Annotated in this window: 24 protein-coding genes; 14 read left to right on the top strand and 10 right to left on the bottom strand. The window is 72.3% G+C overall.

The window, feature by feature from the left end; all coding sequences use genetic code 11:
- Positions 1-130: 130 nt before the first annotated feature.
- Complete coding sequence (locus KV381_RS16685) at positions 131-1,120, bottom strand: helix-turn-helix domain-containing protein (RefSeq protein WP_218785519.1); 990 nt, start codon at positions 1,118-1,120, stop codon at positions 131-133.
- A gap of 71 nt (positions 1,121-1,191) precedes the next feature.
- On the opposite strand from KV381_RS16685, the gene KV381_RS16680 reads away from it, so the two are divergent.
- Positions 1,192-1,575, top strand: a complete 384-nt coding sequence (locus KV381_RS16680) for a cupin domain-containing protein (protein WP_218785517.1) — start codon at positions 1,192-1,194, stop codon at positions 1,573-1,575.
- 140 nt (positions 1,576-1,715) lie between these two features.
- On the opposite strand, the gene KV381_RS16675 is transcribed toward KV381_RS16680, so the two are convergent.
- The 3 genes from KV381_RS16675 to KV381_RS16665 all read right to left on the bottom strand — a co-directional run bounded on the left by KV381_RS16675 (position 1,716) and on the right by KV381_RS16665 (position 3,669).
- A complete protein-coding gene (locus KV381_RS16675) occupies positions 1,716-2,195 on the bottom strand; it encodes a spore-associated protein A (RefSeq protein WP_098025057.1) in 480 nt (159 codons plus the stop codon).
- Between the two features lie 206 nt (positions 2,196-2,401).
- Positions 2,402-3,043, bottom strand: coding sequence for a hypothetical protein (locus KV381_RS16670; RefSeq protein ID WP_218785516.1), 642 nt, complete (start codon positions 3,041-3,043; stop codon positions 2,402-2,404).
- Positions 3,044-3,258: 215 nt separating this feature from the next.
- Positions 3,259-3,669 (bottom strand): MerR family transcriptional regulator, encoded by a 411-nt coding sequence (locus KV381_RS16665; RefSeq protein WP_030078403.1) that lies wholly within the window; start codon positions 3,667-3,669, stop codon positions 3,259-3,261.
- Between the two features lie 119 nt (positions 3,670-3,788).
- On the opposite strand from KV381_RS16665, the gene KV381_RS16660 reads away from it, so the two are divergent.
- Both KV381_RS16660 and KV381_RS16655 read left to right on the top strand, forming a co-directional pair.
- Positions 3,789-4,865 (top strand): alkene reductase, encoded by a 1,077-nt coding sequence (locus KV381_RS16660; RefSeq protein WP_218785514.1) that lies wholly within the window; start codon positions 3,789-3,791, stop codon positions 4,863-4,865.
- Between the two features lie 91 nt (positions 4,866-4,956).
- On the top strand, positions 4,957-5,907 hold the full coding sequence (locus tag KV381_RS16655) for a phosphatidylinositol-specific phospholipase C (protein WP_218785512.1): 951 nt from the start codon (positions 4,957-4,959) through the stop codon (positions 5,905-5,907).
- Positions 5,908-5,919: 12 nt separating this feature from the next.
- Here KV381_RS16655 and KV381_RS16650 read toward each other — a convergent pair whose 3' ends face one another.
- From KV381_RS16650 to KV381_RS16630, 5 genes are all read right to left on the bottom strand, one after another.
- A complete protein-coding gene (locus tag KV381_RS16650; protein WP_218785510.1) occupies positions 5,920-7,389 on the bottom strand; it encodes a cell wall metabolism sensor histidine kinase WalK in 1,470 nt (489 codons plus the stop codon).
- Entirely contained in the window at positions 7,386-8,123 is a 738-nt protein-coding gene (locus KV381_RS16645; protein ID WP_218785508.1) for a response regulator transcription factor, read from the bottom strand. Before KV381_RS16645 ends, KV381_RS16650 begins: the two co-directional genes overlap by 4 nt.
- A 70-nt stretch (positions 8,124-8,193) precedes the next feature.
- Positions 8,194-9,117, bottom strand: a complete 924-nt coding sequence (locus KV381_RS16640) for a S1C family serine protease (protein WP_218785506.1) — start codon at positions 9,115-9,117, stop codon at positions 8,194-8,196.
- 115 nt (positions 9,118-9,232) lie between these two features.
- Entirely contained in the window at positions 9,233-10,273 is a 1,041-nt protein-coding gene (locus KV381_RS16635; RefSeq protein WP_030078391.1) for a LacI family DNA-binding transcriptional regulator, read from the bottom strand.
- 24 nt (positions 10,274-10,297) lie between these two features.
- On the bottom strand, positions 10,298-11,116 hold the full coding sequence (locus KV381_RS16630) for a response regulator transcription factor (protein WP_103536943.1): 819 nt from the start codon (positions 11,114-11,116) through the stop codon (positions 10,298-10,300).
- 283 nt (positions 11,117-11,399) lie between these two features.
- Between KV381_RS16630 and KV381_RS16625 the strand changes: the two genes are divergently transcribed.
- The 8 genes from KV381_RS16625 (at position 11,400) to KV381_RS16595 (ending at position 16,998) form a co-directional block, all read left to right on the top strand.
- Positions 11,400-12,365 (top strand): alpha/beta hydrolase, encoded by a 966-nt coding sequence (locus KV381_RS16625; RefSeq protein ID WP_218785504.1) that lies wholly within the window; start codon positions 11,400-11,402, stop codon positions 12,363-12,365.
- A 58-nt stretch (positions 12,366-12,423) separates the two neighbouring features.
- A complete protein-coding gene (locus KV381_RS16620) occupies positions 12,424-12,678 on the top strand; it encodes a MoaD/ThiS family protein (RefSeq protein WP_030078385.1) in 255 nt (84 codons plus the stop codon).
- 10 nt (positions 12,679-12,688) lie between these two features.
- Positions 12,689-14,062: a hypothetical protein gene (locus tag KV381_RS16615; protein ID WP_218785502.1), complete on the top strand. Its 1,374-nt coding sequence runs from the start codon at positions 12,689-12,691 to the stop codon at positions 14,060-14,062.
- 169 nt (positions 14,063-14,231) lie between these two features.
- Entirely contained in the window at positions 14,232-14,921 is a 690-nt protein-coding gene (locus KV381_RS16610; protein WP_218785500.1) for a DUF2993 domain-containing protein, read from the top strand.
- A 268-nt stretch (positions 14,922-15,189) separates the two neighbouring features.
- A complete protein-coding gene (locus KV381_RS37085) occupies positions 15,190-15,270 on the top strand; it encodes a putative leader peptide (RefSeq protein ID WP_350310325.1) in 81 nt (26 codons plus the stop codon).
- Between the two features lie 164 nt (positions 15,271-15,434).
- Positions 15,435-16,274, top strand: coding sequence for a sulfurtransferase (locus tag KV381_RS16605; RefSeq protein WP_103536608.1), 840 nt, complete (start codon positions 15,435-15,437; stop codon positions 16,272-16,274).
- 39 nt (positions 16,275-16,313) lie between these two features.
- On the top strand, positions 16,314-16,601 hold the full coding sequence (locus tag KV381_RS16600; protein ID WP_003968135.1) for a DUF1416 domain-containing protein: 288 nt from the start codon (positions 16,314-16,316) through the stop codon (positions 16,599-16,601).
- Between the two features lie 139 nt (positions 16,602-16,740).
- Complete coding sequence (locus KV381_RS16595; RefSeq protein WP_030078377.1) at positions 16,741-16,998, top strand: DUF3099 domain-containing protein; 258 nt, start codon at positions 16,741-16,743, stop codon at positions 16,996-16,998.
- 4 nt (positions 16,999-17,002) lie between these two features.
- Here the strand turns inward: KV381_RS16595 and KV381_RS16590 are convergent, their stop codons facing one another.
- Positions 17,003-17,365 (bottom strand): DsrE family protein, encoded by a 363-nt coding sequence (locus tag KV381_RS16590; RefSeq protein WP_030078375.1) that lies wholly within the window; start codon positions 17,363-17,365, stop codon positions 17,003-17,005.
- A 153-nt stretch (positions 17,366-17,518) separates the two neighbouring features.
- On the opposite strand from KV381_RS16590, the gene KV381_RS16585 reads away from it, so the two are divergent.
- From KV381_RS16585 to KV381_RS16575, 3 genes are read left to right on the top strand one after another with little or no spacing between them, the layout of a single operon-like run.
- The gene (locus KV381_RS16585; RefSeq protein WP_373461043.1) at positions 17,519-18,337 is read left to right on the top strand and encodes a hypothetical protein; all 819 of its coding nucleotides are present in this window, start codon (positions 17,519-17,521) and stop codon (positions 18,335-18,337) included.
- Positions 18,334-19,161: a hypothetical protein gene (locus KV381_RS16580; protein ID WP_373461042.1), complete on the top strand. Its 828-nt coding sequence runs from the start codon at positions 18,334-18,336 to the stop codon at positions 19,159-19,161. Before KV381_RS16585 ends, KV381_RS16580 begins: the two co-directional genes overlap by 4 nt.
- A complete protein-coding gene (locus KV381_RS16575) occupies positions 19,158-20,057 on the top strand; it encodes a hypothetical protein (RefSeq protein ID WP_218785498.1) in 900 nt (299 codons plus the stop codon). Before KV381_RS16580 ends, KV381_RS16575 begins: the two co-directional genes overlap by 4 nt.
- Positions 20,058-20,167 lie beyond the last annotated feature (110 nt).

The following is a 20,167-nucleotide window of genomic DNA, read 5'->3' as shown; positions in this document are numbered from 1 at the left end:
GCAGTTGCCCTCAGTTTCTTCCTTTTCGGTGTGACGAAGGCCACGCGGCCGTATGCCACGCGCTGATGCGCCCCGCCCGCCGCCGTCCGGTACGCGTCCGGCACGGGCCGTTCCCCTGGTGGCCGTTGGCTCAGGTGCCGCCCGGGCCCTTCGCTGTCGCCGCTTCGCCGAAGAGGCGGCGGTACGCGCCCGGTGTCGTCCCGAGGGCGGTACGGAACCGCCTCCGCAGGTTGACCGCCGAGGACAGCCCGGTCCGGACGGCGACCGTCTCGACGGGCAGGTCGGTCCGCTCCAGCAGCGACCGGGCCGCGTCGATGCGCTGCTGGAGCAGCCACTGCCCGGGGCTGACGCCGACCTGGCGGACGAACCGGCGGGCGAAGGTGCGCGGGGAGAGTCCGGCGTACGCGGCCAGCCGGTCGACGGAGAGGTCCGTCTCCAGCCGGGTCAGCGCCCATTCCAGCACCGGGGCCAGGGAGTCGTCCGTGCCCGCGGGGGCGGGCGGAGTCGCGTACGGGAGCTGGCTGCCGTCCCGGTGCGGCGGCAGCACCATGCTCCGGGCCACCTGCGTGGCGTAGAAGGCGCCCAGGTCGGACCGTACGAGATGGAGGCAGAGGTCGATGCCCGCGCCGCTGCCCGCGCTGGTCGCCACATCGCCGTGGTCGACGTAGAGCACGTCCCCGACGACGGTCACCTCGGGGAAGGCCTCGGCCAGCAGCTCGCTCCGCCGCCAGTGCGTGGTCGCGCGGCGTCCCGCCAGCAGCCCGGCCCGGGCGAGGACGAACGCGCCCGTGCAGATCGACACGATGCGCGCCCCGCGCCGGTGCGCCGCCCGCAGGGCCTCCAGCACCTCGTCCGGCACCGGCCCGCCGGGCGGCTGCCAGCCCGGCACGATCACGGTGTCCGCCCTCCGCAGGGCGTCGAGGCCGCTCTCGACGAGCAGCGCGTGCCCGACGGTGGTGCGCAGCGGTCCGGGCCGCCGGGCGCAGACCTCGAAGGTGTAGTGCGTGGGCAGATCCGGGCGGTCGGCCCCGAAGACCTCGGCGGCACAGGCGAGTTCGAAGGGCGACTGCGGCTCGTTGAGCAGCGCCGCCACATGATGCCGGGCTCCGGATGCGGGCATGGCAGAAAAGTACCCGAGGATGTCAGTACGGACACTCGCCCCGGGTGATCGCCCCGCGTCACGGTGGAGCCATGAGCGAGGAGACGCGAACCAACACGGCGGCGACGCGGACAGACGCGGCGACGACACGGGCCGATGCCGCGGGCCCGCTGAAGACCGTCGTCCAGGTCGACGAGGTCGAGGCGCACGAGGTGGCCCCCGGGATCTGGCGGCGCAGGCTGCCGGGCACGGCGTACGCCCGGGGCTGGCTGATCGACTTCGCGGCGGGCACGGAGTGGCCCGAGGTCGACGAACACCGCACCGAGGAGCGGTATTTCGTCCTGAGCGGTGAGGTCATCGACGGCGGCGAACGCCACGGCCCGGGGGCGTACGTCGTGTTCGCGCCGGGCAGCGCACACCGGCCGCGTACGGAGACGGGGGCGCGGATGCTCGGCATCTCGCTGATGAGCGCCTGAAGTCGAGCCGATGCCCGGGTCCGTGCCCAGGCCGGTGCGCTTCGGCCGTCCGCCCGGAACAGGGGACCGGGCGGGCGGTCCGAGGCCCGTTGTGCGGTGTGCGCACACCGCACAACGGGCCGCTTCCGGATCGGTGCGGATCAGTGCCGGTTCGCGGCCAGCGACCCGCAGTTGGTGCCGTTCTTGCCGGCCACCTCGCCGGCGATCTCACCGCGCCACGTCACGCACAGGCCGCGTGCGTCGAGGTAGACCGGTCCCGCGTACGTGGTGTAGTACCCCGTGTCCGTGACCGTCGTGGTGGGCGAGGCGAAGCCGAGCGAGGCCGTCATGTGCACGGCCTTTCCGGGCTTGGTCCGGACGGTCACCACGCAGTTCTTGCCGGTGGCGGAGTTGTAGGTGAGGAATACCGTGCCCTGGGCGCCGATCTGCGCGGAGTTCACCACGGAGTAGCCGCCGCCACAGGCGCCGTTGTACGTCGCGGCCGCGGCGGCCTTCGTCGCCGCGGTGGCACGGTGGGCCGTCGGCTCCGCCGCGACGGCGGCCGGTGCGAGGGCGACCGCGGCGCAGGCGGTGGCGGTGACAGCGGCGCCGATGGCTGACGCACGTCGGATGTTGGTCATGTCGTTCCCCGGTTTCTCGGTCGGTCACTGCGCGACGCCTGGTCGGGCGCCCGGATCCTCACCCGTCCACGTGGCGTGAGTCACACCCTGTCGGACAGGCCGTGACGCGGTGGAGTTGTGCTCCGGGAGCCCTGTTACGAAGTCATGACACAGGTGGACAAGATCACCTTTGTTGATCCATATCCACTCGACCGGGGCGGATGCGGTCAGCCGTCGATGCTGTACAGGTCGAACTGCTCCCAGGAGCCGGTGACTTCGGCGGAGCGGGCGCGCAGCGTGTACTGGAGCGGGCCCGTGTAGCTGTTCTCCATCGCGACGAAGAGGTCGTTCAGGGTGGACCGGAGTGCGTACAGGTTCAGTTCCTCGTTCTGGTAGAGCTCGAACCGCTCCCAGCCGCCCGCCGTCGTCGAGCGGGCCCGCAGCGCGTTCTTCGCGTTGCCGGTGAAGTTCTTCTCGACCGCCACGTAGAGGTTGTTCGCGAGGGACTTCAGGGCGAACGTCTGGGTGGCCTCGTCCCACTCGAACGCGAAGCCCTCCCACGCGCCGGTGGGATAGGGCGAACGGGCGCGCAGTACGCCGGTGTTCGGCGCGGCGTCATTGATCTCGGCGGCGGCGAACTTCCCGTTGCGCACCGACTTGAGGGCCAGGTTCGTGGTCTCGTCCGCCCGGGCCCCGCTGCCGATGGCGCCGGCGAGGTGGGCCAGGTCGTCCGCGCCCGCTCTCTCCCAGCCTGCCGGTACGCCGGATGCCGGGGCCGGCCGGTCGGTCCGCGGGGCGGCGCCGGCCGCCGGTGCGGCGAGGGTGGAGGCGGCCAGTACGGCGGCCAGGGAAAGGAGGGTGGAGGTCATGCGTCGCACAGGTATTCCTCGCGTTTCGTTGCGGCGGATTCCGGGCTCCACGTTCTGCGTTTCGCATTCTCGGATACGGAATGCGAGGAGAGTGTGGGGGATCCGTGAAGTGGCCCCAGGGTAAGGGCAGTTCACAATTTCCGGCAAAAGATTTAAGTGGCGGCTCGGGAATTCCGGCGACGGTCGCGATGAATATATTCTTCCGCGGTTTTCCGTTAAGAAAGGAGACTCGCCTCGTTTCCGTCCCGGCCACTTCCGGCGGGGCGGTCAAGGGTGCGGCGGTGGGCGCGGTTGGTGGCCATCAGGGTGTCCAGGGCGTCCCGGGTGGAGAGCAGGTCGTCGATGTGGGCGGAGAGCCGCTCGCGCTCCTGCTCCATCCGCTCCATCGCCGCGTCGGAGGACTCCTCGCTGGGGGCGTCGACGCAGGGCAGCAGCTCCTTGACGGTGCGGCTGGAGAGGCCGGCGGCGTAGAGGCGCTGGATGAAGTGGACCCGGTCGACCTCGGCGTCCGTGTAGTGCCGCTGGCCGCTCGGGCTGCGGGTGCTGGTCAGGAGCCGCTGCTCCTCGTAGTACCGCAGCGACCGGACGCTGACCCCCGTCGCGGCCGCGAGTTCTCCGATGCGCATGCTGTGCCCCTCACGCCTTGCCCCTCACATTGATGTCAGGTTTTAGCGTAGCGCTGTGCCCGGGAAACGGGCGTTACGGGAGCGGCACGGCCGCTCAGTTCAGTCAGGAGCTTCGCGCCATGGACCAGAGCCTCTTCGACCGCCACCGCCTCGGTGACCTGGTGCTGCCCAACCGGGTCGTGATGGCCCCGATGACCCGCGTCCGGGCGGCCTCCGGCGGGCTGGCGACGCCCTCGATGGCCACGTACTACGCGCAGCGGGCCACCGCCGGGCTCATCGTGAGCGAGGGCGTGCAGCCCAGCCCGGTCGGGCAGTCCAACCCCGGCACGCCCGGCCTGTACACCGACGAGCAGGTCGCCTCCTGGCGGCCGGTGACCGCCGCCGTGCACGCGAACGGCGGCCGGATCTTCGCCCAGATCATGCACGGCGGCCGGGTCTCGCACCCGGACACCACCGGGCTGCGGCCGGTCGGACCCTCCGCCGTCGCGGCGGTCGGCGATGTGTTCACCCCGACCGGACCGCAGCCCGCGCCGCTGCCCCGCGCCCTGGAGACCGCCGAGGTGCCCGAGCACGCCGCGTCGTACGCGGCGGCCGCCCGCCGGGCCGTCGACGCCGGGTTCGACGGCGTCGAACTCCACGGCGCGAACGGCTATCTGATCTCCCAGTTCCTCTCCACCAACGCCAACCTCCGCACCGACCGGTACGGCGGGTCGCTCGCCAACCGGGTGCGGTTCGCCGTGGAGGCGACGGCGGCGACCGTGGACGCGGTGGGCGCGGCCAGGACCGGCATCCGGCTCTCCCCGGGCGGCACGTTCTGGGGCGTCGAGGAGAGCGACGTACCGGAGCTGTACGCCCTGCTGCTGGCCGAGCTGGCGCGGCTGGAGCCGGCGTACGTGCACCTGGAGGGCACCGCGGACGAGGAGGTGCTGGTCGCCCTGCGCCGCGCCTGGCCCGGCACGCTGATCATGAACCCGTCGCTGCCGATGAGCCCGAAGCAGGTGGAGCGCGCCGACGCCGACCGCTGGCTGGGTCTGGGGGCGGACCTGATCAGCTTCGGCCGGGCCTATCTGTCCAACCCGGACCTGGTCGAGCGGCTGCGCACCGGGGCGCCGATCGCGCCGGCGGACGAGGCCACGTACTTCCAGGGCGGCGACACGGGCTATCTGACGTACGCGGCCTTCCAGCACGCGGCCTGAGACATGTCAGGCGTGCGCCCTCTTCCGGAGGTGACGTGTGCCCGACAGAATCCAAGGGCCCAGCCCCCCACGGCCCTTGGAGGCGCCCCGCATGTCCTCTCCCGCGCGCACGCCCAACTCCCCGTCCGTGCCCACCCGTAGAGGCTACCTGCCTACCCGCAGGGGATTCCTGGCCGGGGCGCTCGCCGTCTCCGCCACCGCCGTCGTCGGCGCCGCACCCGCCGTCGCCGCCACCCGCGAGGGCGCCCGGGCGGTCCGCGGCACCCAGGACTGGATGGCCGCTCTGCCCGACTCCACCGCGCTCCAGCGGCTCACGATCCCGGGCACGCACGACTCGGGGGCCCGGTTCGGCGGCCCCTGGTCGGAGTGCCAGAACACCACGATCGGGCAGCAGTTGGAGAGCGGCATCCGCTTCCTCGACGTACGGTGCCGGATCACCGACGGCTCGTTCGCGATCCATCACGGGGCCTCGTTCCAGAACATGATGTTCGGCGACGTCCTGGTCTTCTGCCGGAACTTCCTGGCCGCCCGGCCGACCGAGACCGTGCTGATGCGGGTCAAGCAGGAGTACTCCTCCGAGAGCGACGCCGCGTTCCGGGCCGTCTTCGACGACTACCTGGACGTACGGGGCTGGCGGCCCCTGTTCCGCCTCGACTCCACCCTCCCCGACCTCGGCGGGGCCCGGGGCAAGGTGGTGCTGCTCGCGGACAACGGCGGGCTGCCCGGGGTGCGGTACGCGGACCCGGCGCTCTTCGACATCCAGGACGACTACATGGCGGAGCCGTTCGCCAAGTACCCCAAGATCGAGGCCCAGTTCCGCAAGGCGGCGCAGCAGCCCGGAAAGTTCTACATGAACTACGTCTCCACCGCCGCCCTGATGCCGCCCCGCTGGAACGCCGACCGGCTCAACCCGCAGGTGCACTCCTTCCTGGAGCGCTCCGAGACCGCCGGGTGGACCGGGCTCGGCATCGTGCCGCTGGACTACCCGAACCAGCGGTCCGGTCTGGTGGAGTCGCTGATCCGGCACAACCCGACGGGCTGAGCCCGGTCGTCCTCACAGCCCCGGCGGCGGCGTCGGCGCCCCCGGCAGCGTCAGCGCCGCCACGGTCCCGGGGCCGCCGTCCGGGGCCGGGCGCAGCGCGATCCCGCCGCCCGCCTGGTGCACCGTACGGGCCACGATGGACAGGCCCAGACCGGAGCCGGGGAGCTGGCGGGCGGACGGGGAGCGCCAGAACCGCTCGAAGACGTGCGGGAGTTCCTCGGCGGGGATGCCGGGGCCCCGGTCCCGCACGGTCAGCTCGCCCCGGTGCAGCCGCACGTCGATCGTGGCGCCGGGCGGGCTGAACTTCACCGCGTTGTCCAGGACGTTGACGATCGCCCGCTCCAGGGCGGCCGGTTCGGCCCGTACGTACCAGGGAGCCAGGTCGTCGGTGATCGTCAGCTCCGGACCGCGCAGCCGGGCCCGGCGCAGCGCGGTGCGGGTGATCTCGTGCAGGGCCACCACCTGGAGCGGTCCCGGCTCGGCCGCGTCGGGGCGGGCCAGCTCCTGGAGGTCGCCGATCAGCGCGGCCAGCTCCGTCATCTGGGCCTTCACCGAGGCCATCAGCGCCTTGCGGTCCTCCGGCGGGATCACCCGGCCCGTCTCGTCGCTGCGGGCCAGCAGCTCCACGTTCGTCCGCAGCGAGGTCAGCGGGGTGCGCAGCTCATGGCCCGCGTCCGCGATCAGCTGGGCCTGGCGGTCGCGGGACGAGGCGAGCTGGGCCGTCATCGAGTTGAAGGAGTTCGACAGCCGGGCGATCTCGTCCTCGCCGTCCACCGGGATGCGTACGGTCAGATCCTCGGTACGGGCCACGTGCTCGACCGCCTCGGTCAGTTCGTCCACCGGCCGCAGCCCGGCCCGCGCCACCCACAGCCCGGCCGCGCCCGCGCCGACGACGCCGATGCCGCCGACCAGGGCCAGCACCCAGGCGAGCGTGGACAGCGGTGCGTCGATCTCGCTGAGCGGGCGGGCCACCGAGACCGCCAGCTCGTTGTTCGCCTGGCCGGAGCTGACCACCGGCGGCAGCTTGCGGGTGTAGACCCGCATGTCCTGCCCGCGCTCGTTCTCCGTCGTGTGCAGGGCGTCGGTCTTCCGCCCCGCCGCCACCGCGATGTCGCTGGGCTGGGCGGGGACGGGCGTCGTGTTCGGGGCCGTGCAGTAGTCGCCGTTCGCCGCGACGATCTGCACGGTGTACTGGCCGGGGAACTCCTGGGCGGGCAGCTGTCCGCCGCTCAGGCACGAGGTCAGCAGATCGCGCATCGGAGCGTTGTCCATCTTCGCGCTGCGCAGCGAGTCGTCGAGCTGGTCCTCCAATTGCTCCCGGGTCACGAACCAGCACGCCACCGCCACCGCCGCGACCGCCACCGCGACTGCCGTGGCCACCAGCAGCGCCAGCCGGGAGCGCAGCGGCAGCGCCCGGAACCGGCGCAGCAGATGCAGGCCCCGCCGCCCCCGCCCGTCCGCGACGGGCGTCGACCCGCTCACGCCTCCCCGCCCCCGCCCGTGCGCAGGGCGTAGCCCACCCCGCGCACGGTGTGGACGAGGCGCGGCTCGCCGCCCGCCTCCGTCTTGCGGCGCAGGTACATCACGTACACGTCCAGGGAGTTGGAGCTCGGCTCGAAGTCGAAGCCCCAGACGGCCTTGAGGATCTGCTCCCGGGTCAGCACCTGGCGCGGGTGGGACAGGAACATCTCCAGCAGCGTGAACTCGGTACGGGTCAGCTCCACCCGGCGCTCGCCCCGGGTGACCTCGCGGGTGGCCAGGTCCATGCGCAGATCGGCGAAGGAGAGGACGTCGTCGTCCGGGGCGTCCGCGCCCGCCGCCGACGCCGCGTACGAGCTGCGGCGCAGCAGGGCCCGGATCCGGGCGAACAGCTCGTCCAGCTCGAACGGCTTGACCAGGTAGTCGTCCGCGCCCGCGTCGAGGCCGGTGACCCGGTCGCCGACGGTGTCGCGGGCGGTCAGCATGAGGATGGGCGTGGTGGAGCCGGTGGCCCGGATGCGGCGGGCGGCGGTGAGGCCGTCCATCCGGGGCATCTGGATGTCCAGGACGATGAGGTCGGGGGCGTAGGCCTCGGTCATCGCCAGGGCGTCGTACCCGTCGACCGCGACCTTGGTGCCGTACCCCTCGAAGGCGAGGCTGCGCTGCAGCGCCTCGCGCACGGCCGGTTCGTCGTCGACGATCAGGATGCGCTGGGGATCGTCTTCGGCGGGGCTCATCGCTGTCTCGTCCTCTTCTCGTGCCGGCCTGGTCCGTCCGCCCTGCGCGGGCGCTCTCAGCCTCGCACGGTCAGGAGCCGTTCCCGGCGCGCAGGGTGTCCAGGTCGGCCTTGAGCGTGTTCACCGGGATCGCGAAGCCGAGGCCCACGCTGCCCGCCGAGGAACCGCTGCCCGAGGCCGAGGAACTGGGCGCGTACATCGCGGAGTTGATGCCGATGATCTCCCCGTTCATGTTGATCAGCGCACCGCCGGAGTTGCCGGGGTTGAGCGAGGCGTCGGTCTGGAGCGCCTTGTACGTGGTGGTCTCCTCGCCCGTGTCGCCGTTGAACTGCTGACCGCCGAACTCGAACGGCCACTGCTGACCGCCGCCCTGCCTGCCCTGGCCCTGGTCCTGTCCGGAGCTGCCGGAGTCGTCCTTGGCGACGGTGACGTCCCGGTCGAGCGCGGAGACGATACCGCTGGTGACGGTGCCGGTCAGTCCCTCGGGCGAACCGATCGCCACGACCTCGTCGCCCACCTTGACCTGCGAGGAGTCGCCGAGCGTGGCCGTCTTCAGCCCGCTCGCGCCCTGGAGCTTGATGAGCGCGAGGTCCTTGTCGGGGTCGGTGCCCACGACGTCGGCGGTGTACGTCTTGCCGGTGGAGAGGGTGACCTGGATCTGCTGCGCGCCCGAGATCACGTGGTTGTTGGTGACGATCTCGCCGTCCTCGGTGATCACCACGCCCGATCCGGTGGACTTGCCCGCCGACGAGGTCGCGCCGATCTCCACGATCGCGGGCGAGACCGCCTCCGCGACGCCCGCGACGAGATGACCGCCTGGTGGCCGACGCCGGGTCGATCCCGGCGCCGCGAACGCGACCGCGCCGCGACCGGGTCGTCGCCGCCTGTACGCCGTGGTGCCGTCCTGCGTCGTGCCGTAGGAGGAGGCGTACGGGTACGCGGTCGGGTCCTGGTCCGTCGAGTGCGCGCCGCTCGGGCGAAGGTTCTCCGTCATGTGCACCAGGCTGGCCAGCGAACATGAGAGGGGCCTGAGTACGTCCTGAGAAGCCCGGAAGAACCGCGTATGCCCGCTGTAAAGGCCGAAGCGGGAAGCCGGAGCGGGAGGCGGTTCAGGCGGAGGGCGAGGGCTCTCCGCAGCCGCACGAGCGCCGGACCACCAGCGCGGAGGGGAACTGCTTCAGCCGCTCGCGCCGCGATCCGGAGACCCGGAGCGAGTCGTCCAGCACCAGGTCCACCGCCGCCCGCGCCATCGCCGGCCGGTCGGAGTAGACCGTGGTCAGCGGCGGATCGGTGAGGCCCGCTTCCTTCACGTCGTCGAAGCCGGCCACCGCCAGCTCGCCCGGCACGTCGATGCGCAGCTCACGGGCGGCCCGCAGCACGCCGATGGCCTGGTCGTCGGTGGCGCAGAAGATGGCCGGCGGCCGGTCCGGTCCCGCCAGCAGCCCGAGGGCCACCTGATAGGCGTCGTAGCGGTTGTACGGGGCCTGGAAGAGCCGGCCCTCCGTGGAGCGGCCCGACTCGTGCATCGCCCGGCGCCAGCCCTCGACGTGGTCGGCGACCGGGTCGCCGACCGACGGGGTCTCCTCCGTGCCGCCGAGGCAGGCCACGTACGCGTTGCCGTGCTCCAGCAGATGCCGGGTGGCGAGCTGGGCGCCGCCCACGTCGTCGGTGACGACGGCGACGTCGTCGATCGCCTCGGGGCGCTCGTGCAGCAGGACGACCCGGGCGTCCCAGGCCTCGATCTCGGCGGCGGCGCGCTCGCTGGGGCCCTGGCTGACCAGGATCAGCCCGGAGACCCGCATGCCGAGGAAGGCCCGCAGGTAGTGGACCTCTCGCTCGTCGCGGTAGTCGGAATTGCCGACGAGCACCATCTTGCCGCGCTCGGCCGCGGCCTGTTCGACCGCGTGCGCCATCTCCGCGAAGAACGGCTGCCGGGCGTCCGGGACGATCATGCCTATGAGGTCCGTGCGGCGCGAGGCCATGGCCTGGGCGACCCGGTCGGGGCGGTAACCCAGCTCCTTGATCGCGGCGAGCACCCGCTCGCGCGTGGCCGGGGCGACCGGCCGGGGTCCGTTGTTGATGACGTAGCTGACGACCGCGGTCGACGTCCCCGCCAGTCTCGCCACATCGTCCCGCGTCACCTTGGCCACGCGCCGCAGTCTACGCGGATGGACCTACCTCTTGGCAGCCTCCACCGGGGCTTCTTCCTCCGCCGTGGCCGAAGATGACTGCTCCGAACGGGTGACGGGCCGGGCGGCGGGGTCGTCGGCCTTCGGCCGCCCGCCCGCGCGCTCCTTCGCCTCCTCGGCGGCACGCTCGACCTTCTCCGGCGTGACGAAGCGGTAGCCGACGTTGCGCACGGTGCCGATCAGAGACTCGTGCTCGGGGCCGAGCTTGGCGCGCAGCCGCCGTACGTGGACGTCGACCGTCCGCGTACCGCCGAAGTAGTCGTAGCCCCAGACCTCCTGGAGGAGCTGGGCGCGGGTGAACACCCGGCCCGGGTGCTGGGCGAGGTATTTCAGCAGTTCGAATTCCTTGAAGGTCAGGTCCAGGACCCGGCCCTTGAGTTTCGCGCTGTACGTCGCCTCGTCGACGGAGAGATCGCCGTTGCGGATCTCCATCGGGGAGTCGTCGGAGGTGATCTGCTGACGGCCCATGGCCAGCCGCAGCCGGGCCTCGACCTCCGCAGGCCCCGCCGTGTCCAGCAGCACGTCGTCCACGCCCCAGTCGGCGGTGACGGCCGCGAGACCGCCCTCGGTGACGACGAGGATCAGCGGACAGCCGGGTCCGGTGGACCGCAGCAGCTGACAGAGCGAGCGGACCTGCGGGAGGTCGCGGCGCCCGTCGACGAGGATCACGTCGGCGCCCGGGGTGTCCACGAGGGCCGGGCCCTCGGCGGGGGCCACCCGCACGCTGTGGAGCAGAAGACCGAGGGCGGGGAGCACCTCCGTCGACGGCTGGAGTGCGTTCGTGAGAAGCAGCAGTGAACTCATCGCCGCCCACCTGCCTGGTTCGGTCGATCGTGTTGCACGGTTCGCTCGCCCATTACGTCGGTCCTCCTCGTTCCCTGCGAGAGGGGCACTCCCGGGTCGGACCCGGGGGAGTATGCGGCACTGCTTCGTACGTCCTGCGCCCCGCGTCATGCGGGTTTTACGGTGCGGTCCCGCGCCCTGGGACCGCTGAGCTTGTGGAAACGTCGTCGTAACAACGCCGGTAAAGCACAAAAGGACCCGGGGGCTGCATTGCCCGGATCCTCTTCGCAGCAGAATAGCCCACATGAGTTCCGTGTCCGAGGGTCGATTCCTGAGTTCTTCTGTTCCCTTGCTCACGCCTCCGCCCCGTTGCGCCACCTTGCTGACCGATGACGGCGTACGGGTCGAGGCGGTGTACGAACCGTGTACGGCGGGTTCCGCGGCGGCGCGCGACGGGGTGGCGGCGACCGCCGGGGCGCACCCCGCGACGACCCCCGCGATCGTCGTCGCGCACGGCTTCACCGGTTCGGCCGACCGCCCCGCCGTACGACGGGCCGCGCGGGCGTTCGCCCAGCGTGCGGCCGTGATCACGTTCTCGTTCCGGGGCCACGGGCGGTCCGGCGGACGCTCCACCGTGGGCGACCGCGAGGTGCTGGATCTGGCCGCCGCGGTGGCCTGGGCGCGGGAGCTCGGACACACCCGGATCGTTACGGTCGGGTTCTCGATGGGCGGCTCCGTGGTGCTCCGGCACGGGGCTTTGTATACGGCGGATTCCCCGGCCGGTTCCCCGGACGGATCGATCGGCGATTCCCCGGACGCGGATTCGCCCGTTCGCGTACCGGAGCGCGAGGGGCGCACGCGGCGCACGGGGGCGCACTCGGACGTGGTGGTCTCCGTGAGTGCTCCTGCCCGCTGGTACTACCGGGGGACGGCCCCGATGCGCCGGCTGCACTGGGTGGTCACCCGCCCCGCGGGCCGCCTCGTCGGCCGCTACGGATTCCGTACCCGCATCGCCACCGAGGAGTGGAACCCCGTCCCGCTCTCCCCGGTCGCCGCGGTCCCGCTCATCGCCCCGGTCCCGCTGCTCCTGGTGCACGGCGACCGCGACCCGTACTTCCCGCTGGACCACCCGAGGATGCTGGCGGAGGCGGCCGGGCCCGGCGGTGCGGAGCTGTGGCTGGAGCGGGGGATGGGCCACGCGGAGAACGCGGCGGACGACGCCCTTCTGGCCCGGATCGCCGACTGGGCGACGGCCGCACTGCCCGCGTGACCCATCATGGAGAGCTGACGCACGAGGCGTCCGACGAACCGACCGAAGGAGTGGCGCCATGGCAGCGGGGACGATCCGCTACTGGGCTGCGGCGAAGGCCGCCGCGGGCACCGCGGAGGAACCGTACGCGGCGGCGACCCTCGCCGAGGCGCTCGACGCGGTGCGGAGACGGCACCCCGGCGAGCTGAGCCAGGTGCTCCGGCGGTGCTCGTTCCTCATCGACGGGAACCCCGTCGGGAGCCGCGGGCATGAGACCGTACGCCTTGCCGAGGGCGGCACGGTCGAGGTGCTCCCGCCGTTCGCAGGAGGGTGAACCGCAGGCCATGAGCAGCAGCGATCAGCAGTACCCGTACCCGTCGCCGTACGACCCCGAGCGGCAGCAGCCGCAGCCGTCGTCGCCGCACTGGCCCGACGGGACGGCGGGCGGGCCCGCCGCGCCGCAGGATCCGGCCGCCTTCGACCAGGGCGCGACGCAGACGTGGCAGGCGCCGACCTGGGACACGCAGTACCAGCCGACGATCCGCCCGGACGACCCGCACCGGGCGCAGGGGCAGGGGCAGGGGCAGGGGCAGGGTTACGGGCAGCCGGATCCGTACGGACAGCAGCAGCCCGGCGCGTACGCGACACCGCAGCAGCCGCAGGCGCACGCTCCGTACCAGCAGCACCAGCAGCACCAGGAGCCTCAATACCGGGAACCGCAGTATCAGGAACCCCAGCACCAGCAGCAGCCCTACCGTCCCTCCGCGGCCGACACCGCCTATCTGCCGCCCCAGGGCGCCTCGGGCTCCTACCCGCTGCCGCCCGAGGTCCCGGCCACACCCGCCACGCCCGTCGCACCGGCCGCGGCGTCCGCCCCGCCCTCCGCCCCGGAGCCCGCGACCGGGCAGCCGGGGCCCGGTGACACCGGCTACAGCGCGCCCACGACGCTGGGCAACGCCCGGATCACCGACGCCCAGCGGGCCCGCGCCGAGGGGCGCTCGCCGATCATCGCGCCGGGGATGCAGCCCGCGGCGCTCACCGCCGTACTGGGCCTGCTGCTCGCGGGCGGCGCGGCGATCGGGACGTACGCCCTGCTCGTCCCGGTGGTGCTCCTCCAGGCGGTGACGGCCGCCGGATGGTTCCGGCTCAACGGCATGTGGCCGGCCCGCCAGGGCATCGCGCTCGCCTTCGCCGGCGGGCTCGTCGCCGATGTGGTCCTGCTCGCGGCGGGCCGGGAGCACGGTCCCGCCGCGCTGCTTGGCACCCTGGGCGTCTGGGTGCTGCTCACCGTGGTGCTCCAGCTCCGCAGCCACGCGGGGGCCGACGAGCGGATGTACGGGCTGATGGCCACCGTCGTCTCCGCGTCCCTCGCGGTGCTCGCCGGCGGACACCTCGCGGCGCTCCCGGACGCGGTGGCGGTCGGCGGGGTGGCCGTCGCGGCGGCCACGCTCGCCCGGGCCCTCCCGCTGCCCGGCGCGGCCTCCGTCGTGGTGGCCCTGCTCGCGGGCGCCGGCGCGGGCATCGCGGTCGGCGCGCTGACGGACTTCGGCGCGAAGGGCGCGCTGCTCGGTCTCGCGGCGGGCGGGGCCGCGCTCATCGGACTGCGGGTGGCGAGCTACGACTACCCGTCCCGGTTCGTGCACATGACCGCCGGGGTGGCGCTGCCGCTGACCGTGGCGACCCCGGTCGTGTACCTGGTCGGCCGCGCCGTGCTCTGACGGCGGACGGCGGTCGCTGACAGCTGTACGGCCGAGGCTGCTGACGGCCCCTCGGGAACCGATGAGGGGCCGTCGCTCGTCGATCATCCAGGGCGCCCGCTCCTGTTCCTGCGGCAGTAGGCTCACGGGCGCCAGGGGGACCGATCGGCACAGGGTGGGGAAACGACACATGCGCGCACTGCGAATACTGCTGGTCCTGGTGGTGGTGCTCGGCGGCCTCTTCATCGCCGTCGACCGCGCTGCCGTCTGGTTCGCCGAGTCCGAGGCGGAGGACCGGGTCACGATCAGCGGGGGCGGCCCCGCCACGACGGAGATCTCGATCAAGGGTTTCCCCTTCCTCACCCAGCTCGCCGGTTCGCAGCTCGACCGGGTCGACGTCAGCCTCACCGGCATGGAGACCAGCGCGGCCGGCCGTGCGATGCGGGTCAGCGAGGTCCGGGCCGAGCTGCACGACGTGAAGCTCGGCTCCGGCTACCGGAGCGCCACGGCCGCCCGCGCCACCGGCACCGCGCTCGTCAGTTACGAGGATCTGACGGCGGCGGCCAGCGACGGCGTCGTCGTGGAGTACGGCGGCAACGGCAAGGCGAAGGTCACCGGCACGGTCGAGGTCCTGGGCCGCCCGATCTCGCGCAGCGTGCTGTCCACCGTGACCCGCGTCGACGGCCACACGATCAAGGTGCGCGCGGACAAGGTGCCCGGCGAAGGGCTTCCCGGCGTCGAGGACCTGATCCGCAAGAAGACCGACTTCGAGGGTGACATCGACGGGCTGCCGAAGGGCCTGGAGCTCCGCGAGGTCAAGGTGACGGAGAAGGGCCTGGAGATCTCGGTGACCGGCTCGGACGTCGCCCTGACCGGCTGACCGGCTGACCGGGCCGCACGCACGGATCGCCGGGGGCCGTACGCGCCGGTCACCGGGGTCCGACCGCTCCCGGCGGCCCTCTGCCGACCCGCCGATCCGGATAGTGAGACGCCCGCGTCCGGTCCGCAGATGCGGGGAAGGCTCGGAGCGGCCCGGGGCCGGACGGAGGGTCCGACGGCCCCTTCTCCGTCTCGCATCACGGATGATCGTGTCTCATCATGCGACACGACGGTGACATCTCCGTCCGTACCTCCCTACGATCGGACCCATGAAGCGACAGGCGGATCTCACGAAGCGGCGGGCAGTAGACCTGTGCCGCGTCGCCGCCATGCTCTGTCGCACCTTCTGAGCGGGGCGTTCGCACCCGTCCCGCGTCCCCCGGCCCTTCGACCGTCGTCAGGGCCGGCGCCGTGCCCCGTACGCGCCGCGTTCCGTGCCTCCGCGCGTACACCCGCACCTCGCAACTCCGCATTTCGCACCACCCCGCCGCAGACTGCCCCGGAGGAGAACAACATGAGCCGCAGCGACGTCCTGGTAGACGCCGACTGGGTCGAGGCCCACATCGACGACCCGCAGGTCGCCATCGTCGAGGTGGACGAGGACACCTCGGCGTACGAGAAGAACCACATCAAGAACGCGATCCGGATCGACTGGACCAAGGACCTCCAGGACCCGGTCCGCCGTGACTTCGTCGACCAGGCCGGCTTCGAGAAGCTGCTCAGCGAGAAGGGCATCGGCAACGACACGCTGGTCGTCCTCTACGGCGGCAACAACAACTGGTTCGCCTCCTACGCGTACTGGTACTTCAAGCTGTACGGCCACGAGAACGTCAAGCTCCTCGACGGCGGCCGCAAGAAGTGGGAGCTCGACTCCCGCGACCTGACCGACGTCGTTCCCGCCCGCCCGGCCACCCAGTACACGGCCAAGCCGCAGGACGAGTCGATCCGCGCCTACCGCGACGACGTCGTCAAGGCCATCGGCAACAAGAACATCGTGGACGTGCGGTCGCCCGACGAGTTCAGCGGCAAGCTGCTCGCCCCGGCCCACCTCCCGCAGGAGCAGTCGCAGCGCCCCGGCCACGTGCCCAGCTCGCGCAACATCCCGTGGTCGAAGAACGCCAACGACGACGGCACCTTCAAGTCGGACGACGAGCTCAAGGCCCTCTACGAGGACGAGCAGGTCGACCTGTCGAAGGACACCATCGCTCTCTGCCGCATCGGTGAGCGTTCCGCGCTCACCTGGTTCGTCCTGCACGAGCTTCTCGGTGTCGAGAACGTCAAGAACTACGACGGTTCCTGGACCGAGTACGGCTCCCTCGTCGGCGTGCCGATCGAGCTCGGCCCCGCCAAGTAACCCGACCGACCCGCACGACCCGACCAGAAGGACAGAACCATGTGTGGAGCACAGGCCGGTGGCCCCGACGCTTCGACGATCAAGCCCGGTGAGACCACCATCCAGGGCAGCGTGACCCGCGACGGCGAGCCCGTCACCGGTTACGTGCGGCTGCTGGACTCGACCGGTGAGTTCACCGCCGAGGTCCCGACCTCGGCGACCGGACAGTTCCGGTTCTACGCGGCCGAGGGCACCTGGACGCTCCGCGCCCTGGTTCCGGGCGGCAGCGCCGACCGCACGGTCGTCGCGCAGACCGGCGGCCTCTCCGAGGTCGCCATCGCCGTCTGATCCTTCGCGGGATCCGCGGTACGCCGTTTTCCACGGCACCCAGAACGGCCGAAGGGCCGCACCCCAGGGGGTTGGACGCCACCTGACGCGGGGTGCGGCCCTTCGTGCCGTCCGGCGCGCGGAGTCCTACGCTGGAAGCATGTACGCCCGACGCAGGCGGAACTACTTCCTCATGATGGGCGGATGCATCGCGCTCTTCGTGTCCGCCTGGGCCGTGGTGCGCCTGTGGTCCATGCCGGTCGCGATCGGCATGTGCGTGGTCGCCATGGTGATCCCGCCGGTCGCCGCGATGATCGCCAACCGGCGGGGCCCGGAGGACCGTTGGTGGGACGACCCCTCCGGGGACCCGAAGTCCGACGAGTGGTGGGACGAGCTGGACGGCAAGAAGCGCCGCTGAGCCGTCAGTAGACGAGCGCCTGGGTGTCGTCGGCCACGGCCTCCTGCACGAAGACCTGCGCGCCCGCGATGCGCACGCCCTCCAGCACGTCCTTCTCCGTGATGTCGCGCCGGGCCGCGCACTGGGTGCACAGGGTGATGCGGCCGCCCGCCAGGATCGAGTCCAGCAGGTCGGGCAGCGGGGCGGCGTGCGGCAGTTCGAACTCCGCGGCCCGGCCCGGCAGCGCGAACCACGAGGACTCCCCGGTCAGCCAGAGCGAGACCTCGACACCGCTGGCGACACCCACGGCCGCCACGGTGAAGGCCTGCGAGCAGCGCTCGGCGGCCTCGGGCCCGGCGGTCACCTTGATCACAAGCTTCTTCGGCATATGCCGAACTGTAATCGTCCGGAAGGCAACCTCCTTGCTGACCTGAGGGTCACTTGTGCGCGCAGGTAAGGGAAACCGCGCTTCAGGTCTTTTGGGGGGACCCTTTTGGAACCGAACGACACCATTCCTGCCGCGCCGGAGGGGCCCGCACCCGTGCCGGCCCCGCCCGCGCAGGCCGAGCCGCCGGCCCCGGCCGTCCCGGCCCCGCCCGTTCCGGTGGACGTGCCCGTACGACGCCGGCCGCGTGGCCGTACGACGCTGATCATCGCGGCGGCGGCGCTGCTCGGGATCTCCGCCGGGGTCGCCGTGGGCTACGGCGTCCAGGCGGAGCGGGAGCCGACGCCGCTGGCCGCCCTGTCGCAGCCCGGTATCGGCTATCCGGCGAAGCCGGCGGCCGCCGGCCGGGCCCCGGCCCCGCTGCCCGCGGCCCAGGACCGCCGGGTCAGGACGGACGGCGACCTGCGCAAGCTGCTCGTCGACCGGCCCAAGGGCGCGAAGAAGTCTTTCGCCGACGAGCTGGGTCTCGACGACGGCTGGGAGCCGATCGACGCGTACGTGCAGGGCTATTACGACGACCCGCAGTACATGTTCGAGACGCTGGCCGCGGCGGATCTGCGCCGGGTGGCCTCGGCCTCGTGGACGCAGGGGAAGTACCGGGAGACCACGGTCGAGCTGATCCAGTTCCGGTCCGGAGACCTGCTCGGCGCGGCGGACCACTTCAGCGAACAGATGATGTACATGCCCGGCGACATGGGCGGCGCGGACAACGTGGGGGACCCGATCAAGGGCAGCCGTGAGGGCCGCTACTTCCTCTACCCGGTCGAGCGCGAGGCGGGCTACCTCCCCTCCTACCGGGCCAGGGCGCTGGCCGTGCGCGGTGACATCGCGCTCGACATCAACATCTTCGACACCGTCCCGATCAGCAAGAAGGACATCCGGACGCTGGCCGAGCGACAGCTGGAGCGGCTGTGAACGACGAGACGAACCCTGCCCCCGACCCCGCCGTCCCGGCCGCCGTCCCCGACCCCGCCGTCCCCGGCACCGCTCCCGCCCCCGGCCGCCGGGCGCGCCGGGTGCTGCTGACCGCGCTGCCGGTCGGCCTGGTGCTCGCGGCGATCGGCGGGGCGGCCGCGTACACCGATGCCACCGTGGACACCGCCGACCGCAAGGTCACCACGGCCGTCTGGGACGACGACCACGCGCCCACCGGCAAGGACCCTGCGGGCGACCCGTCCCGGGGCCGCCACGACACCGAGCTGACCAGGCTTCTGCTGCCGGTCCCCGAGGGGTACCGGCTCGGCCCGGACATCGGCGAGATCGGCAACGACAGCGAGACGAGCGGTGCGAAGGCCACCGCCGCGATGAAGGAGATGGGGCGCGGGCTGGCCGGCAAGGACCGCCGCGAGCTGAACAAGCTGGTCGAGCGGCTCCGTATCCAGGGGGTGGCGCAGCGCTCGTACACCTCGGCCGAGAACGACCTCGTCGTGAACGTCCAGATCGTGAAGATGCGGGACAAGCGGGCCGTGCGCCAGACGTACCTGGACCGCAAGAAGCTGCTGGACTCCTTCGACGTCTTCCGCAAGGGCCCGTCGATCGACGGCCACAAGAAGGCGACCTGCTACCGGCTGCCGAAGGGCGACAAGAACACCCTCGACGGCGTCAGCTGCATCGCCTACGACGGTGAGGTCTCGGTGAGCGTCGAGGCCAACGGCAGCAAGCCGTTCAGCCCGTCCGCCGTCCGGGACCTGGTGAAGGACCAGCTCGACCACATCACCTCCCCGGGGGAGTACATATGAGCGACCAGACGGTGACCCCCGAGGCGGCGGTGACCCCCGAGGCAGTGGAGGCGCCCGCACCGGCCGCGGTCCCCGCGATGCCCGAGGTTCCGCCCGGCACGCCCGAGGTTCCGCCCGGCCCCGACGCGTCGCCGAAGCCGCCCCGGCGGGTGCTGCGGGCCGTCGCGCGGTGGACGGCCGCCGCGCTGGCGTTCGGGGTGCTCGGCACCGGTACGGCCTTCGGGATCGCCTCCCTGGAGCGGACCGACGTACCCGGGCTCGCCACCGAGGACGACGGCCGCTGGGACTATCCGGAGCTGTCGCTGCCCGCGCTCCCGGCCGGTTCGCCCCGGCCGTTCTCGGCCGGCAACCCGGCCGAGATCCACCACGCCGACCTGCGCGACCTGCTGCTGCCGGCCCCCGCCGGAGCGGCGCCGGACAAGAAGCTGACCGGCGGCTGGATCTCCACGGAGACGTTCCTCGACGCCTACCGGCAGCAGGACCGCGCGTCGGTGGCCCAGCTCCTCCGGGACGCCGCGCCGCGCCACATCGCGGCCCGCGGCTGGACCATGCCGGACGGCACCACGTCCCGGATCTATCTGGTGCGGTTCAACTCCACGGCGTTCGCGAGCCGTCTGCTCGACGATCTGCACGTGGGCGCCTCGGCCGGTACGCCGCTGGACCGTACGGACACCACCGAGCTCGACGGCAGCTGGAGCTCGGCCGACAACGTCGAGAACGTCTCCTCGTTCGTCTTCGCCGAGCAGGCGCCCTTCGGCGCCGAGCACGTCCGGCAGGCGTACACCCTGGCGGGCGACACCGTCGCCCTCGTCGTGCACGAGCGCGCCGGAAAGCGGGAGACGGGCCGCATCCCCTTCCAGCAGACGCTGATCCTGCAGAATCAGCTGCTCGCCTGAGACCCGTGCCGCGCCCCCGCGGCCGGCACCTGGACGAGAAGGCCGGGCCCCCACCCATTAGGCTGGGGGCCCGGCCCTGTCACCGCCGCCACCCGCTCGTCACGAGGAGC

Origin of the sequence: Streptomyces sp. WY228 (genome assembly GCF_019287315.1) — a bacterium.
GTDB lineage: Bacteria > Actinomycetota > Actinomycetes > Streptomycetales > Streptomycetaceae > Streptomyces > Streptomyces caviscabies.
This window is presented reverse-complemented; position numbering and strand designations above follow the sequence as displayed.